The organism is Streptomyces sp. NPDC031418 (assembly GCF_055581605.1).
Genome location: NZ_JBVIJC010000013.1, coordinates 194855 through 213845, shown reverse-complemented (window position 1 = coordinate 213845; position 18991 = coordinate 194855). Strand labels below are relative to the sequence as shown.

Here is an 18991-nt window from a genome sequence, read left to right as displayed (position 1 = left end):
AGCGCATGCACGTCCTCGGTATCAACGCCCTCTTCCACGACCCGGCCGCCGCCCTGATCACCGACGGCACGGTCGTGGCGGCGGCGGAGGAAGAGCGGTTCTCGCGCCGCAAACACGGCAAGCGGCCCGTACCCTTCTCCGCCTGGGAGCTGCCCGAGCAGTCGGCCCGCTGGTGCCTGGAGCAGGCCGGCCTCACCCCGTCCGACCTGGACGCCGTCGCCTACTCCTACGACCCCGCGCTCGCCCGCCCCGCCGAGGAGATGGGCCTGCACGACCCCTGGGACCAGCTGCGCCAGACCTACGCCCGCGAGGCCCCGGACTTCCTCGCCGAGGCCCTGCCCGGACTCGACCCCGCCAAGGTCCGCTTCGTCCCGCACCACGTGGCGCACGCCGCCTCCGCCGGGCCCGTCTCGCCGTACCCGGACTGCGCCGTCCTGGTCCTGGACGGCCGCGGCGAGTGCGGCTCCCACCTGGCCGGCCGCTACGCCGGCCGCGAGCTGACCGTGCTCGCCACCCAGCAACTCCCGGACTCCCTCGGCCTGTTCTACGAGGACCTCACCCAGCACCTCGGCTTCCTGCGCAGCAGCGACGAGTTCAAGGTGATGGCGCTCGCCTCCTACGGCACCCCGCGCTTCGCCGGCCGGCTGCGCGCGTACGTCGAGGCCGGCGACGACGGCGGCTTCCGGGCCCGCCCGGTGCCCTGGGCCGACCTCGTCCCGCCGCGCCCGCCCGGCGGCACCTGGAGCCAGGACCACGCCGACCTCGCGGCCAGCGCCCAACTCTGCCTGGAGGGGGCCATGCTGGCCCTCGCCCGCTGGCTGCGCGCCCGCACCGGCGAGGACGCCCTGGTCATGGCCGGCGGAGTCGCCCTCAACTGCGTCGCCAACACCCGGCTGTGGCGGGAGAGCGGCTTCCGGCACATCTGGGTCCAGCCCGCCGCCGGAGACGCCGGTACGGCCCTCGGCGCGGCCGCGCACATCGCCGGCCAGAAGGACACCCTGGAGCCGATGCCCACCGCGGCGCTCGGCCGGGGCTGGAGCGACGACGAACTGCGCGCCTGGCTGGAGCGGGCGGCCGTACCGTACGAGGAGCCCGCCGACATCGCCGAGACGGCCGCCGAGGCACTCGCCGCCGACGGGATCGTCGCCTGGTTCCAGGGGCGCAGCGAGTACGGGCCGCGCGCACTCGGGCACCGCTCGCTGCTCGCCCACCCCGGGCACGCGGTGAACCTGGAGCGGCTCAACGCGGTCAAGGGACGCGAGGAGTTCCGGCCCGTCGCGCCCATGGTGCTCGCCGAACGCGCGGCCGAGATCTTCGACGGGCCGCTGCCCAGCCCGCACATGCTGTTCGTGCACGAGGTGGCCGCCGACTGGAAGGACCGCATCCCGGCGGTCGTGCACGTCGACGGCACCGCCCGCATCCAGACCGTCGACCGCGCCCAGGAGCCGCTGGTGGCCCGGATGATCGACGGCTTCGAACGGCGCACCGGGCTGCCGGTGGTGGTCAACACCAGCCTCAACACCGCCGGCCGGCCCATGGTGGACGACCCCCGGGACGCCCTGGAGTGCTTCGGCTCCGCACCGGTCGACCTGCTGGTCCTCGGCCCGTTCGCGGTCCGGCGCGGAAAGGCCTTCGCATGACCGACGCGCCCGCCTACACCGTCGTCGTCCCGACGATCGGCCGCCCCTGCCTCGCCGAGTGCCTGCGCGCCCTCGCCGAGGGCACCACCGCACACCCCCCGCACGAGGTGGTCGTCGTCGACGACCGGCCCGCGCCCGACGGCGACCTGCCGCTGGAGCAGGCCGGGCAGCTGCTCGACCGGGTCCGCACCCTGCGCACCGGCGGCCGCGGACCGGCCGCCGCCCGCAACGCCGGCTGGCGGACCGTGCGCACCCCCTGGACCGTCTTCCTCGACGACGACGTCCAGGTGCTGCCCGACTGGTCCGGGCTGCTCGCCGCGGACCTGCGGGCGGCCGGCGAGGACGTCGGCGGCATCCAGGGGCAGCTGCGTGTCCCCCTGCCCCTGGACCGCCGGCCCACCGACTGGGAACGCACCACCAAGGGCCTGGAGAACGCCGCCTGGGCCACCGCCGACATGGCCTACCGGACCCGGGCGCTCACCCGCGTCGGCGGCTTCGACGAACGTTTCCCCCGCGCCTTCCGGGAGGACGCCGATCTCGCCCTGCGCATCCAGCGGGCCGGCTGGGAGCTGGTCCGCGGCACCCGGGTCACCCGGCACCCGGTCCGCCCCGCCCACTGGTGGGCCTCGCTGCCCGCGCAACGCGGCAACGCCGACGACGCGCTGATGAACCGCCTGCACGGCCGCGACTGGTGGGCCCGCGCCCAGGCACCCCGCGGCCGGCTGCCCCGCCATGTCATGGTCACCGGCGCCGCGCTCGCCGCCGCCGGCTGTGCCCTGGCCGGCCGCCGCCGCACCGCCACCGCCTGCGCGGCCCTGTGGACGCTGGGCACCGCCGAGTTCGCCCTCGCCCGCATCCTGCCCGGCCCCCGCACCGCCCGCGAGATCGCCGGCATGCTCGGCACCAGCGTGCTGATCCCGCCGCTCGCCGTACGGCACTGGCTGCGCGGAGCGGTCCGCCACCGCAACGCCGGCCCCCTGGGAGGTGCGGCCGAGTGAGTACCGTCCACGCCGTACCGCTCGCCGCCGTCCTGTTCGACCGCGACGGCACCCTGGTGGCGGACGTGCCGTACAACGGCGATCCCGGCCGGGTCCGGCTGCTGCCCGGCGCGGCCGAGGCCGTCGCCCTGGCGCGGTCGGCCGGGCTGGCCACCGGGGTGGTCAGCAACCAGTCCGGCATCGGCCGCGGTCTGCTCAGCACGGCGCAGGTGCACCGGGTCAACGCGCGCGCCGATGCGCTGCTCGGCGGCCTGGACACCTGGCTGTTCTGCCCGCACGCCCCGGAGGCCGACTGCGACTGCCGCAAGCCCCGGCCCGGGCTGATCCTCGCGGCCGCCGCCCGGCTCGGCGTCCCGCCCGAGGCCTGCCTGGTGATCGGTGACATCGCCGCCGACGTCCTGGCGGCCCAGGCGGCGGGCGCCCGCGCCGTCCTCGTCCCGAACGCGGCCACCGCCCCCGAGGAGACGACCCGCTTCGCCGCCGTCACCGCCCCGGACATCCACACCGCGGTCCGCGACGCGCTCCGGGCAGATGGGCGCGACGCCCTCCGGGCCCATGGGCGCGACGCCCTCCGGGCCCATGGGCGCGACGCCCTCCGGGCCCATGGGCGCGACGCCCTCCGGGCCCATGGGCGCGACACCCTCCGGGCCCATGGGCGCCTGACACCGGGACAGTGCTCCACGTGGGGCGGGGGCCCGGCGACAGCGACGCCTGAGCCGCCCACCGGCGGCCCGGCGGCTGGAATTACTGCGGCGCCCGATGGTCGCCCGGCCCCGGGCCGGTGTTCCCCGCGGGACGAAGGCCCGGCGACTGCGATACCCGCCTCGCTCGATGGTTGCCCGGCCCCGGGCCGGCGCTCCTCGCGGGCCGGAGGCCCGGGGGCCGGAACGCCTGCGGCGCCCGATGGTCGCCCGGCCCCGGGCCGGTGTTCCTCGCGGGACGAAGGCCCGGGAGCTGCCCTGTCCGCCGCGCCCGAGGCTTGCCCGACGCCGGGCTGGCGCCCCTCGCGGGAGGGCCGTCCGGTGGCCGCCACGCCCGCCGTATCCGACAGCCCTCCGGCACCGGGCTGGTCCCTCTCCCGGGGCGAGCCTCCGGGAGTTGCCCCGCCCGGCGCGCCCGAGACGGGCCAGGCGGCAACGCACGCACCCCTGATACCCGGGACGTGGTCGGCGTGAGGTCTCTCGTCGTCCGGCTCGACAGCTTCGGGGACGTTCTGCTCGCCGGGCCCGCCGTGCGTGCCGTCGCCGCGCACTCCGCGCATGTCACCCTGCTCTGCGGCCCGCGCGGTGCGGACGCCGCCCAACTACTGCCCGGTGTCGACGACGTCCTGGTGTGGGAGGCCCCCTGGGAGGGCTTCGAACCGCCCCCGGTGATCCCGGCCGACATCGACGCCCTGGTCGGCCGGCTGCGCGCCGCCGCCTACGACGCCGCCCTGATCCTGACCTCCTTCCACCAGAGCCCGCTGCCCACCGCGCTGCTGCTGCGGCTCGCCGGGATCGACCGGATCGGCGCCGACAGCGTCGACCACGCCGGACGGCTGCTGGACGTCCGCCACCGGCGGATCCCGGGCCGCCACGAGGCGGAGGCGGCCCGGGACACGGCCGCCGCCATGGGGTTCCTGCCGCCGCCCGGCGACGACGGCCGGCTGCGCGTCCTGCCGCCCCCGGACACCGGCAGCCTGACCGGCAACGGTCCGTACCTCGTGCTGCACCCGGGCGCCAGCGCCCCGGCCCGGGCCTGGAGTCCGCGGCGCTGCGCCGAGGCGGTCGCCCTGCTCACCGACGCCGGGCACCGCGTGGTCGTCACCGGCGGACCCCACGAGACCGTGCTCACCCGGTGCGTGAGCGGCGACCTGGCCGTGGACCTCGGCGGCCGGACCACCCCCCGCACCCTCGCCGGCGTGCTCCGCATGGCCGACGTGGTGATCAGCGCCAACACCGGCCCCGCCCATCTCGCCGCCGCCGTCGGCACCCCGGTCGTCTCCCTGTTCGCGCCGGTCGTCCCGGCCGACCGCTGGGCGCCGTACGGCGTCCCCGTGATCCTGCTCGGCGACCAGTCGGCGCCGTGCGCGGGCACCAGGGCGCTGACCTGCCCGGTGCCCGGCCACCCCTGTCTGGACGAGGTCACCGGACAGGACGTGGTGCGCGCGGTGCACAAGCTCATCCAGGAGCGCCGCTCATGAACATCCTCGTCTGGCACGTGCACGGATCCTGGCTCACCGCCTTCGTGCAGGGCCCGCACACCTACCTGGTCCCGGTCACCGAGGACCGCGGACCCGACGGGCTGGGCCGGGCCGTCACCTGGGACTGGCCGAGCACCGTGCGGGAGCGGACCCCGCGGGAGCTGCGGGACACCCCGATCGACCTGATGGTCCTCCAGCGTCCGCACGAACCCGACCTCGCCCTGCGCTGGACCGGCCGCCGCCCCGGCGTGGACGTGCCCGCCGTGTACGTCGAGCACAACAGCCCCGACGAGAGCGCCGAGCGGCAACTCCACCCGCTGGCCGGGCAGTCCCGCATCCCCCTCGTCCATGTCACCCACTTCAACCGGCTGATGTGGGACAACGGCCGGGCACCCACCGAGGTCGTGGAGCACGGCATCATCGACCCCGGCCACCGCTGGACCGGCACCGAGCGGCGCGCCGCCGTCGTCGTCAACGACCCCGTGCGCAGGGGCCGTACGACGGGAACCGACCTGCTGCCCCGGTTCGCCCGGTCCGCACCCCTGGACGTCTTCGGGATGCGCACCGAAGGACTCGCCGAGCACCTCGGACTGCCCCCCGACCGCTGCCGCACCCGCGACCTGCCCCAGCACGAACTCCACCGCGAGCTGGCCCGCTGCCGCCTCTATCTGCACCCCGTGCGCTGGACCTCGCTCGGCCTGTCCCTGCTGGAGGCCATGTTCCTCGGCATGCCCGTGGTCGCACTCGACACCACCGAGGTGCGGGAGGCGGTACCCGAGGGAGCCGGGGTCGTCTCGAACCGCCTCGACGTACTGGAGGACGCCGTACGGACCTTCCTCGCCGACCCCGAGCACGCCCGCCGCACCGGCGCGGCCGCCCGGGCCGCGGCCCAGGCCCGCTACGGAGAGCGGCGCTTCCTGGACGACTGGGAACGCCTGATCAAGGAGGTCACCCGATGAGCCGCATTCCGCACACGGCCGGGCGCGTCGCCATGGTCTCCGAGCACGCCAGCCCGCTGGCCGCGCTCGGCGGACCGGACGCGGGCGGCCAGAACGTGTACGTGGCACAGACCGCCCGGCAACTCGCCAGAAACGGATACCGGGTCACGGTGTACACCCGGCGGGACGCGGCGGGCCTGCCGGACCGGGTGACCCTCATCGACGGAGTGCAGGTGGTGCATGTGCCCGCCGGCCCGCCCGCACCCCTGCCCAAGGACGAACTCCTGCCCCACATGGCCGAGTTCGGCGCCTTCCTGGCCCGGCAGTGGGCGGCGAACCCGCCCGACGTGGTGCACTCCCACTTCTGGATGTCCGGCCTCGCCGCCCTCACCGGCACCCGCGGCCTCGGCATCCCCGTCGTCCAGACCTACCACGCGCTCGGCACCGTGAAGAAGCGCTACCAGGGCGCCGCCGACACCAGCCCCGCCGAACGCCTCGCCATCGAGGAGGCCATCGGCCACGAGTGCGCCCGGATCATCGCCACGTGCAGCGACGAGGTGGCCGAGCTGAAGGCCATGGGCCTGCCGGAGGACCGGATCAGCGTCGTACCGTGCGGTGTCGACCCGGACCAGTTCGCGCCCGCCGGCCGCACCCGCCCGCCCGGCGCCCGCCGCCGGCTGCTGGCCGTCGGCCGGCTCGTGCCCCGCAAGGGCTTCGACCGCGCCATCCGCGCCCTGGCCGGCGTCCCCGACGCCGAACTGCTCATCGCGGGCGGGCCCGAGGCGGACCTGCTCGGCTCCGACCCCGAGGCGGCGCGCCTGTACGGCATCGCCGGCGAGTACGGCGTCCTCGACCGCGTCACCCTGCTCGGCGGGGTCGGCCGGGCCCGGATGCCCCGGCTGATGGCCGGCGCCGACCTGGTGCTGTCCCTGCCGCTGTACGAGCCGTTCGGCATCGTCCCGCTGGAGGCCATGGCCTGCGCCACACCGGTCGTGGCCACCGCGGTCGGCGGCCAGCTCGACACGGTCGTGGACGGCACCACCGGCGTCCTGGTGCCGGCCGACGACGACTACGACCTCGGCGCGGTCGTCCGCACCCTGCTCGCCGACCCCGACCGGCTCGCCCGCTACGGGGCCGCCGGCCGGCAACGGGTGCTGACGCACTACACCTGGGACCGGGTCGCCGAAGGGGTCGCCGGGGTCTACAGCGAGGTGTCCCCGGTCCGCTCCCTGTCGGGGGTGGTCCGATGAAGGCCGCGGCCCACCTGCGCACCGACCGGCGCGCCGAGCCGTGCGCCGCCCAGGACAGCGCGCACTGCGACGACCTCGCCAAGGCCCTGGAGGCGTTCCGCGAGCACGGCCCGCGCATCGAACGCTGGGGCGCCGAACTCGCCCGCCGCCTGGGCTCCGGGGCCCGGCTGCTGGTCGCCGGCAACGGCGGCAGCGCCGCCCAGGCACAGCATCTGACCGCCGAACTCGTCGGCCGCTACCGCGAGGACCGGCCGCCGTTCTCCGCGGTCGCCCTGCACGCCGACACCTCCTCCACCACCGCGATCGCCAACGACTACGGCGTCCAGGAGGTGTTCGCCCGGCAGACCGCCGCCCACGGCCGTCCCGGGGACGTGCTCCTGCTGCTGTCGACCAGCGGTGCGAGCGCCAACCTGCTGGCCGCCGCCGAGCGCGCCCACCGGCTCGGTCTGACCGTGTGGGCGCTGACCGGACGGGCCCCCAATCCGTTGCAGCTCGGGGCGGACGACACGGTGTGCGTGGACGCCCCCGTCGCCGCCACCGTGCAGGAACTGCACCTGGTCGCCGTGCACATGCTCTGCGAGTCCTTCGACCGGGCGGTCGAGCGCGGCACGGCCGGCCCGGGGGAGGCGAACGGCACCGACGGCAAACCCGGTGTCGTCGGGCGGCTCGTCGGCCGCGCCCGGACCGTCGGCCGGTCCGTGGACGGCACCCCGGCGGCCCCCAGGAAGGGACACGCATGAACGCCTCGCACACCCGTCTGGTCGTGGTCGGCGACGCCCTGCTCGACCACGACCTGTGCGGCCGGGCCGAGCGGCTGGCCCCGGACGCGCCCGTGCCGGTCGTGCACGGCACCCGGCGCAGCTCGCGGCCCGGCGGCGCGGCCCTCGCCGCCTGCCTCGCGGCCGCCGACGGCCGGCCGGTCACCCTCGTCACCGCCCTCGGCGACGACCCGGCCAGCACCACCCTGCGCGAACTCCTCGCCGACCGGGTCGAACTGGTGGAGGTGCCGCTGGACGGCGCGCTCAGCAGCAAGACCCGGGTGCTGGCCGGCGACCGGCCGCTGCTGCGCCTCGACGACGGCGACGGACGCGCCCGCGCGGCCACCGACGCGGCCGTGGCCGCCGTGACCGGAGCGGACGGCGTCCTGGTCGCCGACTACGGCCGGGGCACCGCCGACGTCGTGCGGGACGCCCTCGCACACACGCCCGCCCCGATCGTCTGGGACCCCCATGTACGCGGCCGGCCGCCGGTGCCCGGCGTCCGCCTCGCCACCCCCTCCGCGCAGGAGGCCCGCGCCTTCGCCCGGCACCTGGACGAGGGTGAGGGGCCCGGCGAGGAGGCCGGGCTGCGCACCGCCGCGCGCGACGCCCGCACCCTCGTACGGGCCTGGCAGGCGCAGGCCGTCGCCGTCACCCTCGGCGAGCGCGGTGCGCTCCTCTCGTACGGCGAGACGCCGCTGCTGGTGCCGACGCCGGCCGCCGCCTCCGGCGATCCCTGCGGCGCGGGCGACCGGTTCGCCTCGGCCGCCGCGGGCCTGCTCGCCGACGGCGCCCTCACCGAGGACGCCGTCCAGGCCGGCGTGCACGCGGCCACCCGTTACGTCGCCGAGGGCGGCGCCCGCGCGGTCGCCGCGCCCGAGGAGTCCGGGCCGCCAGCGGAGGCAGCCGTCGACGGCGACACCACCGCCGACGCCCTCCGCACCGCCGCCCGCGTCCGCGCCGCGGGCGGCACCGTCGTCGCCGCGGGCGGCTGCTTCGACCTGCTGCACGCCGGACACGTCGCCCTGCTCCAGGCCGCCCGGCGGGCCGGTGACTGCCTGATCGTCTGCGTCAACTCCGACGCGTCGGTACGCCGCCGCAAGGGCGACGGCCGCCCGCTCGTCCCGGTCGCCGACCGGGTCCGGGTGCTGCGCGCCCTGGAGTGCGTGGACGCGGTCGCCGTCTTCGCCGAGGACACCCCCGAACGCATCCTCGGCGACCTGCGCCCGCACATCTGGGCCAAGGGCGGCGACTACGCCCGGACCATGCTGCCCGAACAGCCCCTGGTGGAGAGCTGGGGCGGCCAGGTCCTGCTGCTGCCCTACCTCGACGGCCGCTCCACCACCACCCTCGCCCACCGAGCCGCCCACACCCCCACCCCGGCGCCAAACCCATGACCCCACCCCGCGCCGCTCCGGTGGCCCGGCCCTGCCTGGCTCGCCTGCCCGTCCCGGTCACGCGGCCGCGCCCCGGACCGCGCCTCCACCCCGCCGGTAAGGCCATGCCTCGGCTCGTGCTCCCGCCTGGCCGGGCGGCTGTGCCCCGGGCCGTGCCGCTGCCCCGGTGGCACGTCCATGGCCCGTCCCGCGCCGCTCCGGTGGCCCGGCCCTGCCGGGCTCGCGCGCCTGCCGTGGCCCCGAGGCCCTGCCCGGCTCGCGCCCGCTGTCCCGGCCGTGAGGCCATGCCCCGGGTCGGCGCCTCCGCACGGCCCTGCCCGGCTCGCGCAGCTGTCCCGGTCGTACGGCCATGCCCCGCACCGCGCCGCCACCCCGGCGGCAAGGCCACGACCCCGGCCCGAACCGCCCCGGTGGCGAGGCCGTGCCCGGCTCGCGTGCCCGTCCCGGAGGTGAGGCCGTGCCTCGGCTCGTACCCCCGTTCAGCCGCGAGGCCGTGACCCGGGGCCGCGCTCCCGTCCCGGCGGTCAGGACACCCCCGCTCGCGCCCCGCCGAACCCACCTGGAGGATCCACCCGGTGACCCCCACCCCGCACCCCCCGACCGTCCTGGTGCTGCGCGCGCTGGGGCTCGGTGATCTGCTGGCCGGTGTGCCCGCGCTGCGCGGGATCCGGCGGGCCTTTCCCGAGCACCGGATCGTGCTCGCGCAGCCGCCGGGGCTCGGCGCGCTCGCCCTGACCACCGGCGCGGTCGACACCGTCTTCCCGGCCGAGGCGCCGGGCCGGGCGGTGCCCTCCCTCACCCACTGGCCGGGACCGCCGCCCGACCTGGCGATCGACCTGCACGGCAACGGCCCCGAGAGCCGGGACGCGCTGGCCGCCCTGCGCCCCGCCCGGCTGCTCGCCCACGCCTGCCCGGACGGCCCGCCCTGGCGCGCCCAGCTCCACGAACGCGACCGCTGGTGCGCCTTCCTGGACGCCTACGGCATCCCGGCCGACCCCCTGGACCTCCGCCTGCCCCCGCCCCGCACGCCGTCCCCGGCGCCGGGCGCGGTGGTGGTGCACCCCGGGGCGGCGTCGGGTGCGCGCCGCTGGCCGGGGGAGCGGTTCGCCACGGTCGTACGGTGCCTGCGCGCCGCCGGACACCGGGTCGTGCTCACCGGCGGACCGGGCGAGGAGCCCCTGGTCCGTTCCATCGCCGACCGCAGCGGGCAGCACACGGCCGACGTGCTCACCGGCGGGCTGCCCCTCGCCGAGCTGTCCGCGCTGGTGGCCGAGGCGTCCCTGGTGCTCAGCGGCGACACCGGCCTCGCCCATCTGGCGGTCGCGCACGGCACCCGCTCGGTCACCCTGTTCGGGCCGGTGTCGCCCCGCCTATGGGGCCCGCCGCCCGGCCCCGACCATGTGGCCCTGTGGCAGCCCGGCCCGCCCGGCGACCCGCACGGCCGCACCCCCGACGCCCGTCTGCTGCGCATCGGCACCGGCGAGGTGGCCGCCGTATGCCTGACCCTGCTGCGCCAGGCCCGCCCGCACGCCGAACGGGAGACGGCACATGCCCGCTGACCACGCCCACGGCGACGCCCCGCGGCCCGCCGCCGCACCGCCGACGCCCGCACCGGCCGCGGAGCAGCGCCCGGCCCGGGCGGCGGCCGGCAGGCGGCCGGTCTCCGCCGAGCAGGCGGCCCGGCTCCCGGGCCGGGCCGCGGGCGGCGACCCGCGGACCACGGTCGCGGTGATCACCCGCGACCGCTGCGCCAGCCTGCTGCGCACCCTCGACGCGCTGGCCGCACTGCCCGAGAAACCGCCCGTCATCGTCGTCGACAACTCCCGGGACGACACCACCCGCAGGGCCGTCCTCGGCCACCCGGCCGTCAGCCGCCTGCTGCGGCCCGCCGCCAACACCGGCGCCGTCGGCCGCAACCTGGCCGTGCGCCACGCCCGCACCCCCTACGTGGCCTTCAGCGACGACGACTCCTGGTGGGAGCCGGGCAGCCTGGGCAGGGCCGCCGACCTGCTCGACAGCCACCCCAGGCTGGGTCTGCTCGCCGCCCGCACCCTGGTCGGCGAAGAGGGCGCCGACGATCCCCTCAACGCCGTCCTCGCCGCCTCCCCGCTGCCCGGCGAGGCCGATCTGCCCGGACGTCCCGTCCTCGGCTTCCTCGCCTGCGCCAGCGTGGTCCGCCGGGCGGCCTTCCTCGACGCGGGCGGCTTCCACCCGCTGCTGTTCTTCGGCGGCGAGGAGACCCTGCTCGCCTACGACCTGGCCGCCCACGGCTGGGGCGTCAGCTACGAACCCGCGCTGTGCGCCCGGCACCACCCCGAACAGCAGGGCGGCCGCACCGGCCGGCCCTACCTCGTCCAGCGCAACCACGTCCTCACCCGCTGCCTGCGCCGCCCCTGGCCCGTCGCCCTGCGCGCCGGTGCCGACCTGGCGCGGGCCGCCGCGGCCGACCGCCCGGGCGCGCGCCGCGCCCTGCGCGAGACCCTCGCCCGCCTCCCCGCCACCCTCGCCCGCCGCCACACCCTGCCCCCGCACGTCGAAGCCGCCGCCCGCCTCCTGGACCGGCAGGCGGACACACCCGCCGAGGGAGGTGCGCCGCCATGACCGGGCCGGGACCCGACGGCCGTACGACCGTCGTCCTGATCACCCACAACCGGCGCGACGAACTCCTGCGCACCCTCACCCTGCTGCGCCGGCTCCCCGAACGCCCCCGCGTGATCGTCACCGACAACGCCTCCGGCGACGGCACCGCCGAGGCCGTCGCCCGGGACTTCCCCGAGGTGACGCTGCTGCGCCCGGGCCGCAACCTCGGCGCCGTCGGCCGCAACCTCGCCGTCCAGCAGGTCGACACCCCGTACGTCGCGTTCTGCGACGACGACACCTGGTGGGAGCCCGGCAGCCTGCGCCGCGCCGCCGACCTGCTCGACCCCCGGCCCCGGCTCGCCGCCGTCACCGGGCGGATCCTCGTCGAGCCCGGCGGCACCGAGGACCCCGTCGTGCGCGAACTGCGCGAGTCCCCGCTGCCCGGCCCCGGCTGGCTCCCCGGCCCCGCCCTCGGCTCCTTCCTGGCCGCGGCCACCGTGCTGCGCACCGACGCCTTCCGCGCCGGCGGCGGCTTCCACCCCGGCCTCTGGCTCGGCGGCGAGGAGGAGCTGCTCGCCTGCGACCTGCTCCGCCAGGGCTGGTGGCTCGCCTACGCCGAGGACCTCACCGTCCACCACCACGCCTCCCGGCTGCGCGACGGCACCGCCCGCCGGGTCCTCGGCATCCGCAACACCCTGTGGTTCACCTGGCTGCGCCGCCCGCTGCCGTCCGCGCTGCGCCGCACCGGGCACCTGAGCCGCACCGTGCCCCGGGACACCGCCTCCGCCCGCGCCTTCGCCCGGGCCACCGCCGGACTGCCCTGGGTGCTGCGCCAGCGCGATCCGGTGCCGCCCGAGCTGGAGCGCCGGCTCGCCGTGCTGGAGCGGGCGCGCCGGAACTCACCCGCACGGCGGTACGTCGGCTGACCGCGTGCCGCCGCCCGGACTGCGACACGCCCGGACAGTCGTTGCGCCGGGCCCCGGGGCGGGGCACAGTGATCCCCCGGTCAGGACGCGGCTGGATGATCCTTCCCCCCGCCCAGGAAGCGTTGCCCATGGAAAACGGCCGACAGCCCCGTGCCCGCCCGCGCCCCGGCGGCCCCGCCCCCCTGCTCCTGGAGACCGTGCCGGAGCACCGCCCGGAGACCGGCGCGGTCAGTGTCCTGAAGGCCCGGGGCACGGTCGACGCCGCCAACGCCCAGGACTTCGCCCGGGCCCTCGCCGAGCACATCGAGGACGCCGACCGGGCCGGCGCCCACCCCCTGCTGGACCTGACCGAGGCGTATCTCGCCTGCCCCGCCGCGGTGCGGGCGCTGGACCGGGCCACCGCGGTCCTGGCCTTCTCCGGCCGCGCGCTGGCCGTCGTACAGCCACGGCCGCACGTCCGGGAGGCGCTGCGCGCCGCCGGGCTGCCCGGCGTCCGGGTGCACGCCACGCCGGCGGCCGCCCTGGACGCCCTGGAGGTGCGAGGACCGGTGGCACCGGCGGGGCAGGGCGGGGAGCGCGACCCGGCCCGGCGCGGTTGATGGCCGGGCCCCCGCCGGGCAAGGTGGATCACGGTCAGGCAGCGGCCGATCGAGTTCCTTGCGACGTCCTGTCCGGGTGATGCCATGAACCCCGCTTCCGGCCGGCCGGGCACCCCGGCCGCGCTCGTCATCGAGTCCTCCGTCGTGGAGGGCCTGCCCGCCGAGGGCGCCCTGCTGCTGCGCATGTCCGGGAACCTGGACGCCGACGCGGCCGAGACCTGGTCGGAGGAGCTGCGCGACCATCTGGAGCGCGCCGACCGCGCCGGACTGCGCCCCGTCCTCGACATGGCGCATGTCCAGCTCGGCGGCGCCGCGGTGCTGCGCGCGCTCAGCGAGACGACCCGAACCCGCTCGGGCCGCCCCGACCTGATCATCGTCCGGGCCCGGCCGGGCGTCCGCGAGGCGGTGCACCTGGCCCGGCTGGACGGCGTCCGGCTGTACGCCACCCTCGACGAGGCGCAGCGCGAACTGGCCCGCGCCGCCGCCCGGGTGGAGGAGCTGCCCGCCTGGCGGTCGCAGCTCGCCGACCCGCTGCGGCCCTCGTACGAGGACCTGCACAAGGAGGTCCGGGCCCTGCGCGCCCGGGTGCGCACCGCGCCGGTGATCGGCATGGCCCAGGGCACGCTCATGGTCCGCTACGGCCTGCCCGACTCGGGCAGCGCCTTCCGGGCGCTGCGGGAGGCCTCGCAGCGGTTCAACGTGCCGCTGCGGGTCCTCGTCTCCGCCGTGGTGGCGGCCCGGCCCCCGGAGGGCGGGGAGTGGTTCCCCGGCCGCCGCCCGCTGCCCGTGCCCCCGCTGCGGATCCTCGCCCGCGGCGGCCGGGACCCCCGCTACCGGCGGCAGATGGTCGACGCCGTGCTGCACGAGGCGCTGGCCATCGGACAGGCGCCGGCCGGATACGTGCGGTTCGTCGACCCCGCCGTGCACACACTGGTGCTGGAGACCCAGTACGGCTGCCCGGACGCCTTCCTCGACCTGCTGGCACGCGGCCGGGACGAGGGCACGGCCGACGGGCTCGCCCGGGCGCGGGGACGCCGGGTGAGCGTGCCCGACGTGGCGGCCGACGCGCTCCTGTCCGAGGAGAGCCGGTGCGCCCTGCTCACCACGGGCACCCACGCCCTCCAGAGCCTCCCGGTGCTGTCCGCCGCGGGTTCCTGCACCGGCGCGATCACCCTGCACTGGCCGGAGCCCGGGCACCGGCCCTCCGCCGCCCAGGCCGAGGCCTTCGGCGTGCTGGCCGCCGACACCGCGGCCTGGCTGAGCTGGTACCACCGCACGGTGCTGCTGGACGCACTGGAACACCTCCACCACACCCTGGCCGCCGCCGCCCCTGGCGGCTCCCCGGCGGGTGCGTCACCCGCCGCCCCGGGGGAACCCGGAGCCGCGAGGAGCACGCATCACCCGGAGGGGGTCCGGCACATGTCCAATCCGCAGCAGCCCGAACAGCGGCGCAGTGACAAGGGAGGCGCCACCCCGCAGGACAGCGGCGAGCTCAGGGCCCGCCAGCAGGCGGGCAAGGGCACCGGCGCCCACCCGCACGGCACCGACAAGGGGAAGAAGGGCGGGGGAGAGGGCGGCGGAGTGCCTCCGGCACAGCAGCCCGAGCACCCCTGACCTCGGCGCCGGGTCCAGGCCCGCTGCTGCGGCGCCCGGACCCGGCGTGTGCTCCGGCGCCCGGACCCGGCGTACCCTCCCGCGTATGCGCATCTCCGTCTCCTCCGACATGGACGAACCCGTGGCCCGCCTCCTCGTGGCGGAGCTGCGGCGCCGCGGCCACGAGGTACGCGCGCACGGCGCGCTGCGGCCCGGGGCCGACCCGCAGTGGGCGGTCTGCTCGGAGGCGGCCGCCCGGGACGTGGCCCAGGGCGCGGCGGACCAGGCGGTGGTGTGCTGCTGGACCGGCACCGGGGCCTCCATCGCGGCCAACAAGGTGCCCGGCGTCCGCGCGGCCCTGTGCACGGACGCGGTGACGGCGGACGGAGCGCGCCGCTGGAACGACGCCAACGCGCTGGCCCTGAGCCTGCGCCTGACCTCCGAACCGCTGCTCAAGGAGATCCTGGACGCCTGGTTCGCGGCCGAACCCAGCCAGGACCCCGAGGACCGGCAGAACGTGGCCCGCGTCGACCGCCTGGACACCGCCCGGAAGGACTCCTAGGCGGGTACGGCGGCCGGCGCGGGCCGGGTGTGCGTCGGGAGGGTGTGGGTCCGGGCTCAGTGGGCGCCCAGTCCGCCACCGCCGAACGAGCCGCTGGACCCTCTGCTCCAGCGCGGGCGCTGCTGGTTGGCGCTGGTCTTGGAGTCCATGTTGCTCAGCTCGTACGGGGTGAGCGCGCGACCGCCCTTGGGGACCTTGGGAATCTCGGCGGCCTCCCTGTTCTCCCGCACCTCCCGCACCGGTCCGTCCGGCGGCAGATGGGGCTGGTCCTCGGGCCGCGGCCGGGGGGACTCGCGGTACCTGACCCGGGAGGTCATCCAGAAGCCGCCGGCGAGCAGCGCCAGCACGGCCATGGCCACGATGAACAGCACAAGGCTCATCAGGCCGCTCGCTGCGGCCAGCTGCGTCGATGCGGTAGTCATAGGAATGGGGTACCCAGCCCAGAACGGGATGAACCGGACATAATTATGTGTCCTGTAGCGGGCCGTCCGGAGAGGTTTGCGGGCGGGTGCCCCGGCTACCCGCAGGGGGTGACCCCGACGGCTTCGCAAGCGCAGCTCTACCGGTTCCTCGAGGACCGTTTCACCTGTGCCCAGGCGTGCACGGAATGCGCCCGGGCCTGCGCCGTGCGCGCCAGTCTGGTCGACCCGGACGGAACCGAGCGCCGGGAGCGGGTGCGCCGGCTCGGCATCATGTGCGCCGAGGTCTGCGACGCCACCTGCCGGGCGCTGTGCGAGGAGAACCGCCAGGACGAGGAGTCGATCCGGGTACGGCTGGAGTGGTGCCGTTCGGTCTGCCTCGAATGCGCCCATGCCTTCGACGCGCAGTCCGGCGCCGAGTCGGCCGCGGCGTCCTGCCGCGCCTGCGCGGCGGCGTGCACGGACTTCCTGGAGACCCTCAGATGACCGGTGAGGTGACCGGCCTTCCCAATTTCTGAAACACGTTCTACGGTGTGCGCCGTCAGGACCACCCTTGGGGACCCTGGAGGCGCCGTGCACCTCGACCACACGCCCGAGCAGCAGCGGCTGCGCGCGGAACTGCGCGCCTACTTCGCTGACCTGGTCCCGGACAACGTCTACGCCCGGTACGCCGACCCGGCCGAGCAGAAGCGGTTCTACCGCGCCACCATCCGCCGGCTCGGCACCGACGGCTGGCTCGGCGTGGGCTGGCCGAAGGAGTACGGCGGGCGCGGCATGACCGCGATGGAACAGTTCATCTTCTTCGACGAGGCCGCGCAGGCCGGCGTACCGCTGCCGCTGATGGCGCTGAACACCGTCGGGCCGACGCTGATGCGGTACGGCACCGAGGAGCAGAAGGCGTACTTCCTGCCCCGCATCCTCTCCGGGGAGATCGACTTCGCGATCGGCTACAGCGAGCCCGGCGCCGGCACCGACCTCGCCGCCCTGCGCACCAGGGCCGTACGGGACGGCGACACATATGTCGTCAACGGCCAGAAGATCTGGACGACGAACGGCGACACCGCCGACTGGGTCTGGCTGGCCGTGCGCACCGACCCCGAGGCGCCACCGCACCGGGGCATCACCATGCTGCTGGTGCCGACATCCGACCCCGGCTACTCCTGCACCCTGATCACCACCCTGGCCTCCCACGACACGACCGCCAGCTACTACGAGGACGTCCGCGTCCCCGTCTCCCGCCGGGTCGGCGAGGAGAACCAGGGCTGGCGGCTGATCACCAACCAGCTCAACCACGAACGCGTCACCCTCGCCGCCCACGGCACCATGGCCGTCCGCGCCCTGCACGACGTCCAGCGCTGGGCCCTCCAGACCAAGCTCGGCGACGGCCGCCGGGTCGCCGACCTCGCCTGGGTGCGCCGGCTGCTCGCCCGCACCCACACCCGGCTCGAGGCCCTGAAACTCCTCAACTGGCAGATGGTCACGGCCGTCCAGGACGGCACCCTCACCCCGCAGGATGCCTCCGCCGTCAAGGTCTACGGCTCCGAGGCCCGCCGGGACGCCTACGCCTGGCTCATGGAGATCGTTGCCGCAGCCGGCCCGCTGAAGGAGGGCTCGGCGGGCGCGGTCCTCCACGGCGAACTGGAACGCGGCTACCGCTCGGCCGTCATCTTCACCTTCGGCGGCGGCAACAACGAGATCCAGCGCGAGATCATCTCCTGGCTCGGCCTGGGGATGCCCCGGGTGCGGCGCTAGCCTGCTGTGACCACCGTCTTCAGTTGTCACAAACCGGGGATGGTTGGCACCAAGATCACCGAATGTCTCAGGGTACGCGGCCCACACCGCCCTTGACGGTGGCGCTACGACGTGGCGAACGGCCAGCAGTCAGTTCGGTTCGGCGGTGAGCCGGTGTCGTGCGCAGGTGGACGTGTGTCTTCTTCAGGTGCTCAAGTGCGCCGTGAAGTGCATGGACCGTTTCGGGGACGACGGACGCCTGCGACGTCGCGGCGGCGCAGGCGACGCAGGCGTCGGTGAGGCGCCACAGACCTCCCCCGCACTCGCGGATCAGCAGGAGCTGGATTGGCCCGTGGGATTGGTCCGTGGCAGCCGCGGTGCCGGGAGTGCCACGGACAGCCTCGGTCGTGGCACTGACACGTCCGCAAATGTGCGGGAAGTGGACTTCGCGGCGGTTGGGCAACTTCCCGCAGGCTTTCACCCATCTGTCACTGATCATGGCAGCCACCACCCTGGATGACGCCCTCGACCAGCAGGTCAGCCGCCGGTGGCGAAGCCAGGGAAGAGGGTCATGCCGCCGTCCACGTAGAGGGTGGTGCCCACTACGTAGTCCATGAGGTCTGAGGCGAGTCCGACGGCCGCGTGGGCGATGTCGTCTGGATCACCGACGCGCCCGTAAGGGATCAGTTGCAACAGGTCCTTCTCGGCATCGGGAGTGTCCCAGGCATCGCGATTGATGGGCGTCCTGATGGCGCCCGGAGCAATCGCGTTGACCCTGATCCTGTGGGGTGCGAGTTCCTGGGCGAGTGTCGCCATCATCATCTGCACGCCGCCTTTGGAGGCCGCGTAGTTGACGTGGCCGGACCAGGGGATGAGCTGGTGCACCGAGCTCATGCAGATGATCTTTCCTGCGGCTCGCGACACCTCCGGGACGACCCCCCGTCTCAGGAATTCCTTCGTCGCCTCACGCGCGCAGAGGAACTGGCCGGTGAGGTTCACGTCCAACACCTTCTGCCACTGGGCCGTCGTCATCTCGGTGAAAGCGGCGTCGCGCTGCAGCCCCGCGTTGGCCACGAGGATGTCGATGGTCCCGAATTCCTGGACCATCCGCTCGATCATCGCGACGACCTGGTCCTCCTGGGACACATCGGCCTCGTACGCCGCCGCGCGCACTCCAAACCCGGAGATCTCCTCGACCACCTGCTCGGCCTCTTCGCGTCCGGCGACGTAGTTCACGACCACGTCGGCTCCGGCGCGTCCCAGGCCGATGGCCGTCGCCTTGCCGATGCCCGAGTTCGCGCCGGTGACCAGTGCCTTCTGGCCTTTCAGCAGCTGCGCGGGAATGACACCCTGCGGGGCTCCCTGAGTCACGCTCACGCTGGTTCTCCTCCTCGGCTGGCCGGCCGCGGGACCTTTAT

18 protein-coding genes are annotated in these 18991 nt (G+C 75.9%); 16 read left to right on the top strand and 2 right to left on the bottom strand.

Annotated elements, in window-relative coordinates; all coding sequences use genetic code 11:
* The first annotated feature begins 5 nt into the window (after positions 1-5).
* The 14 genes from ACZ5CZ_RS21505 to ACZ5CZ_RS21440 all read left to right on the top strand — a co-directional run bounded on the left by ACZ5CZ_RS21505 (position 6) and on the right by ACZ5CZ_RS21440 (position 15423).
* Positions 6-1640, top strand: coding sequence for a carbamoyltransferase family protein (locus tag ACZ5CZ_RS21505; protein WP_468945001.1), 1635 nt, complete (start codon positions 6-8; stop codon positions 1638-1640).
* Entirely contained in the window at positions 1637-2638 is a 1002-nt protein-coding gene (locus ACZ5CZ_RS21500) for a glycosyltransferase family 2 protein (RefSeq protein WP_468944999.1), read from the top strand. Before ACZ5CZ_RS21505 ends, ACZ5CZ_RS21500 begins: the two co-directional genes overlap by 4 nt.
* Positions 2635-3813 (top strand): D-glycero-alpha-D-manno-heptose-1,7-bisphosphate 7-phosphatase, encoded by a 1179-nt coding sequence (locus tag ACZ5CZ_RS21495; RefSeq protein ID WP_468944996.1) that lies wholly within the window; start codon positions 2635-2637, stop codon positions 3811-3813. Before ACZ5CZ_RS21500 ends, ACZ5CZ_RS21495 begins: the two co-directional genes overlap by 4 nt.
* The gene (locus ACZ5CZ_RS21490) at positions 3810-4820 is read left to right on the top strand and encodes a glycosyltransferase family 9 protein (protein WP_468944993.1); all 1011 of its coding nucleotides are present in this window, start codon (positions 3810-3812) and stop codon (positions 4818-4820) included. Before ACZ5CZ_RS21495 ends, ACZ5CZ_RS21490 begins: the two co-directional genes overlap by 4 nt.
* Positions 4817-5779 (top strand): glycosyltransferase, encoded by a 963-nt coding sequence (locus ACZ5CZ_RS21485; RefSeq protein WP_468944990.1) that lies wholly within the window; start codon positions 4817-4819, stop codon positions 5777-5779. Before ACZ5CZ_RS21490 ends, ACZ5CZ_RS21485 begins: the two co-directional genes overlap by 4 nt.
* Positions 5776-7008, top strand: a complete 1233-nt coding sequence (locus tag ACZ5CZ_RS21480; protein WP_385841192.1) for a glycosyltransferase — start codon at positions 5776-5778, stop codon at positions 7006-7008. Before ACZ5CZ_RS21485 ends, ACZ5CZ_RS21480 begins: the two co-directional genes overlap by 4 nt.
* Positions 7005-7748: a D-sedoheptulose-7-phosphate isomerase gene (locus ACZ5CZ_RS21475; protein WP_468944986.1), complete on the top strand. Its 744-nt coding sequence runs from the start codon at positions 7005-7007 to the stop codon at positions 7746-7748. The genes ACZ5CZ_RS21480 and ACZ5CZ_RS21475 overlap by 4 nt, the downstream gene beginning before the upstream one ends.
* Positions 7745-9163, top strand: coding sequence for a PfkB family carbohydrate kinase (locus ACZ5CZ_RS21470; protein WP_468944984.1), 1419 nt, complete (start codon positions 7745-7747; stop codon positions 9161-9163). Before ACZ5CZ_RS21475 ends, ACZ5CZ_RS21470 begins: the two co-directional genes overlap by 4 nt.
* A gap of 566 nt (positions 9164-9729) precedes the next feature.
* Complete coding sequence (locus ACZ5CZ_RS21465; protein ID WP_468945085.1) at positions 9730-10722, top strand: glycosyltransferase family 9 protein; 993 nt, start codon at positions 9730-9732, stop codon at positions 10720-10722.
* Positions 10712-11764 (top strand): glycosyltransferase family 2 protein, encoded by a 1053-nt coding sequence (locus ACZ5CZ_RS21460; RefSeq protein WP_468944981.1) that lies wholly within the window; start codon positions 10712-10714, stop codon positions 11762-11764. The genes ACZ5CZ_RS21465 and ACZ5CZ_RS21460 overlap by 11 nt, the downstream gene beginning before the upstream one ends.
* Positions 11761-12669: a glycosyltransferase family 2 protein gene (locus ACZ5CZ_RS21455; RefSeq protein WP_468944979.1), complete on the top strand. Its 909-nt coding sequence runs from the start codon at positions 11761-11763 to the stop codon at positions 12667-12669. Before ACZ5CZ_RS21460 ends, ACZ5CZ_RS21455 begins: the two co-directional genes overlap by 4 nt.
* A 128-nt stretch (positions 12670-12797) precedes the next feature.
* Positions 12798-13268 (top strand): STAS domain-containing protein, encoded by a 471-nt coding sequence (locus tag ACZ5CZ_RS21450; RefSeq protein ID WP_468944976.1) that lies wholly within the window; start codon positions 12798-12800, stop codon positions 13266-13268.
* Positions 13269-13352: 84 nt separating this feature from the next.
* Entirely contained in the window at positions 13353-14882 is a 1530-nt protein-coding gene (locus tag ACZ5CZ_RS21445; protein ID WP_385841185.1) for an ANTAR domain-containing protein, read from the top strand.
* Between the two features lie 85 nt (positions 14883-14967).
* Positions 14968-15423: an RpiB/LacA/LacB family sugar-phosphate isomerase gene (locus ACZ5CZ_RS21440; protein WP_385841184.1), complete on the top strand. Its 456-nt coding sequence runs from the start codon at positions 14968-14970 to the stop codon at positions 15421-15423.
* Between the two features lie 56 nt (positions 15424-15479).
* Here ACZ5CZ_RS21440 and ACZ5CZ_RS21435 read toward each other — a convergent pair whose 3' ends face one another.
* Positions 15480-15845, bottom strand: a complete 366-nt coding sequence (locus tag ACZ5CZ_RS21435) for a DUF6479 family protein (RefSeq protein ID WP_385841183.1) — start codon at positions 15843-15845, stop codon at positions 15480-15482.
* Between the two features lie 108 nt (positions 15846-15953).
* On the opposite strand from ACZ5CZ_RS21435, the gene ACZ5CZ_RS21430 reads away from it, so the two are divergent.
* Together ACZ5CZ_RS21430 and ACZ5CZ_RS21425 are read left to right on the top strand one after the other, a co-directional pair.
* Positions 15954-16328: a four-helix bundle copper-binding protein gene (locus ACZ5CZ_RS21430; RefSeq protein WP_385841182.1), complete on the top strand. Its 375-nt coding sequence runs from the start codon at positions 15954-15956 to the stop codon at positions 16326-16328.
* A gap of 87 nt (positions 16329-16415) precedes the next feature.
* Positions 16416-17594 (top strand): acyl-CoA dehydrogenase family protein, encoded by a 1179-nt coding sequence (locus ACZ5CZ_RS21425; protein WP_385841181.1) that lies wholly within the window; start codon positions 16416-16418, stop codon positions 17592-17594.
* A gap of 516 nt (positions 17595-18110) precedes the next feature.
* On the opposite strand, the gene ACZ5CZ_RS21420 is transcribed toward ACZ5CZ_RS21425, so the two are convergent.
* On the bottom strand, positions 18111-18950 hold the full coding sequence (locus ACZ5CZ_RS21420; RefSeq protein WP_385841180.1) for an SDR family oxidoreductase: 840 nt from the start codon (positions 18948-18950) through the stop codon (positions 18111-18113).
* Positions 18951-18991: the final 41 nt, after the last annotated feature.

Bases quoted from the DNA above. Each gene is read 5' to 3' on its own strand.
- ACZ5CZ_RS21505 (WP_468945001.1), top strand. From the start codon at position 6: ATGCACGTCCTCGGTATCAACGCCCTCTTCCACGACCCGGCCGCCGCC.
- ACZ5CZ_RS21500 (WP_468944999.1), top strand. From the start codon at position 1,637: ATGACCGACGCGCCCGCCTACACCGTCGTCGTCCCGACGATCGGCCGC.
- ACZ5CZ_RS21485 (WP_468944990.1), top strand. From the start codon at position 4,817: ATGAACATCCTCGTCTGGCACGTGCACGGATCCTGGCTCACCGCCTTC.
- ACZ5CZ_RS21480 (WP_385841192.1), top strand. From the start codon at position 5,776: ATGAGCCGCATTCCGCACACGGCCGGGCGCGTCGCCATGGTCTCCGAG.
- ACZ5CZ_RS21475 (WP_468944986.1), top strand. From the start codon at position 7,005: ATGAAGGCCGCGGCCCACCTGCGCACCGACCGGCGCGCCGAGCCGTGC.
- ACZ5CZ_RS21470 (WP_468944984.1), top strand. From the start codon at position 7,745: ATGAACGCCTCGCACACCCGTCTGGTCGTGGTCGGCGACGCCCTGCTC.
- ACZ5CZ_RS21460 (WP_468944981.1), top strand. From the start codon at position 10,712: ATGCCCGCTGACCACGCCCACGGCGACGCCCCGCGGCCCGCCGCCGCA.
- ACZ5CZ_RS21455 (WP_468944979.1), top strand. From the start codon at position 11,761: ATGACCGGGCCGGGACCCGACGGCCGTACGACCGTCGTCCTGATCACC.
- ACZ5CZ_RS21450 (WP_468944976.1), top strand. From the start codon at position 12,798: ATGGAAAACGGCCGACAGCCCCGTGCCCGCCCGCGCCCCGGCGGCCCC.
- ACZ5CZ_RS21445 (WP_385841185.1), top strand. From the start codon at position 13,353: ATGAACCCCGCTTCCGGCCGGCCGGGCACCCCGGCCGCGCTCGTCATC.
- ACZ5CZ_RS21440 (WP_385841184.1), top strand. From the start codon at position 14,968: ATGCGCATCTCCGTCTCCTCCGACATGGACGAACCCGTGGCCCGCCTC.
- ACZ5CZ_RS21435 (WP_385841183.1), bottom strand. From the start codon at position 15,845: ATGACTACCGCATCGACGCAGCTGGCCGCAGCGAGCGGCCTGATGAGC.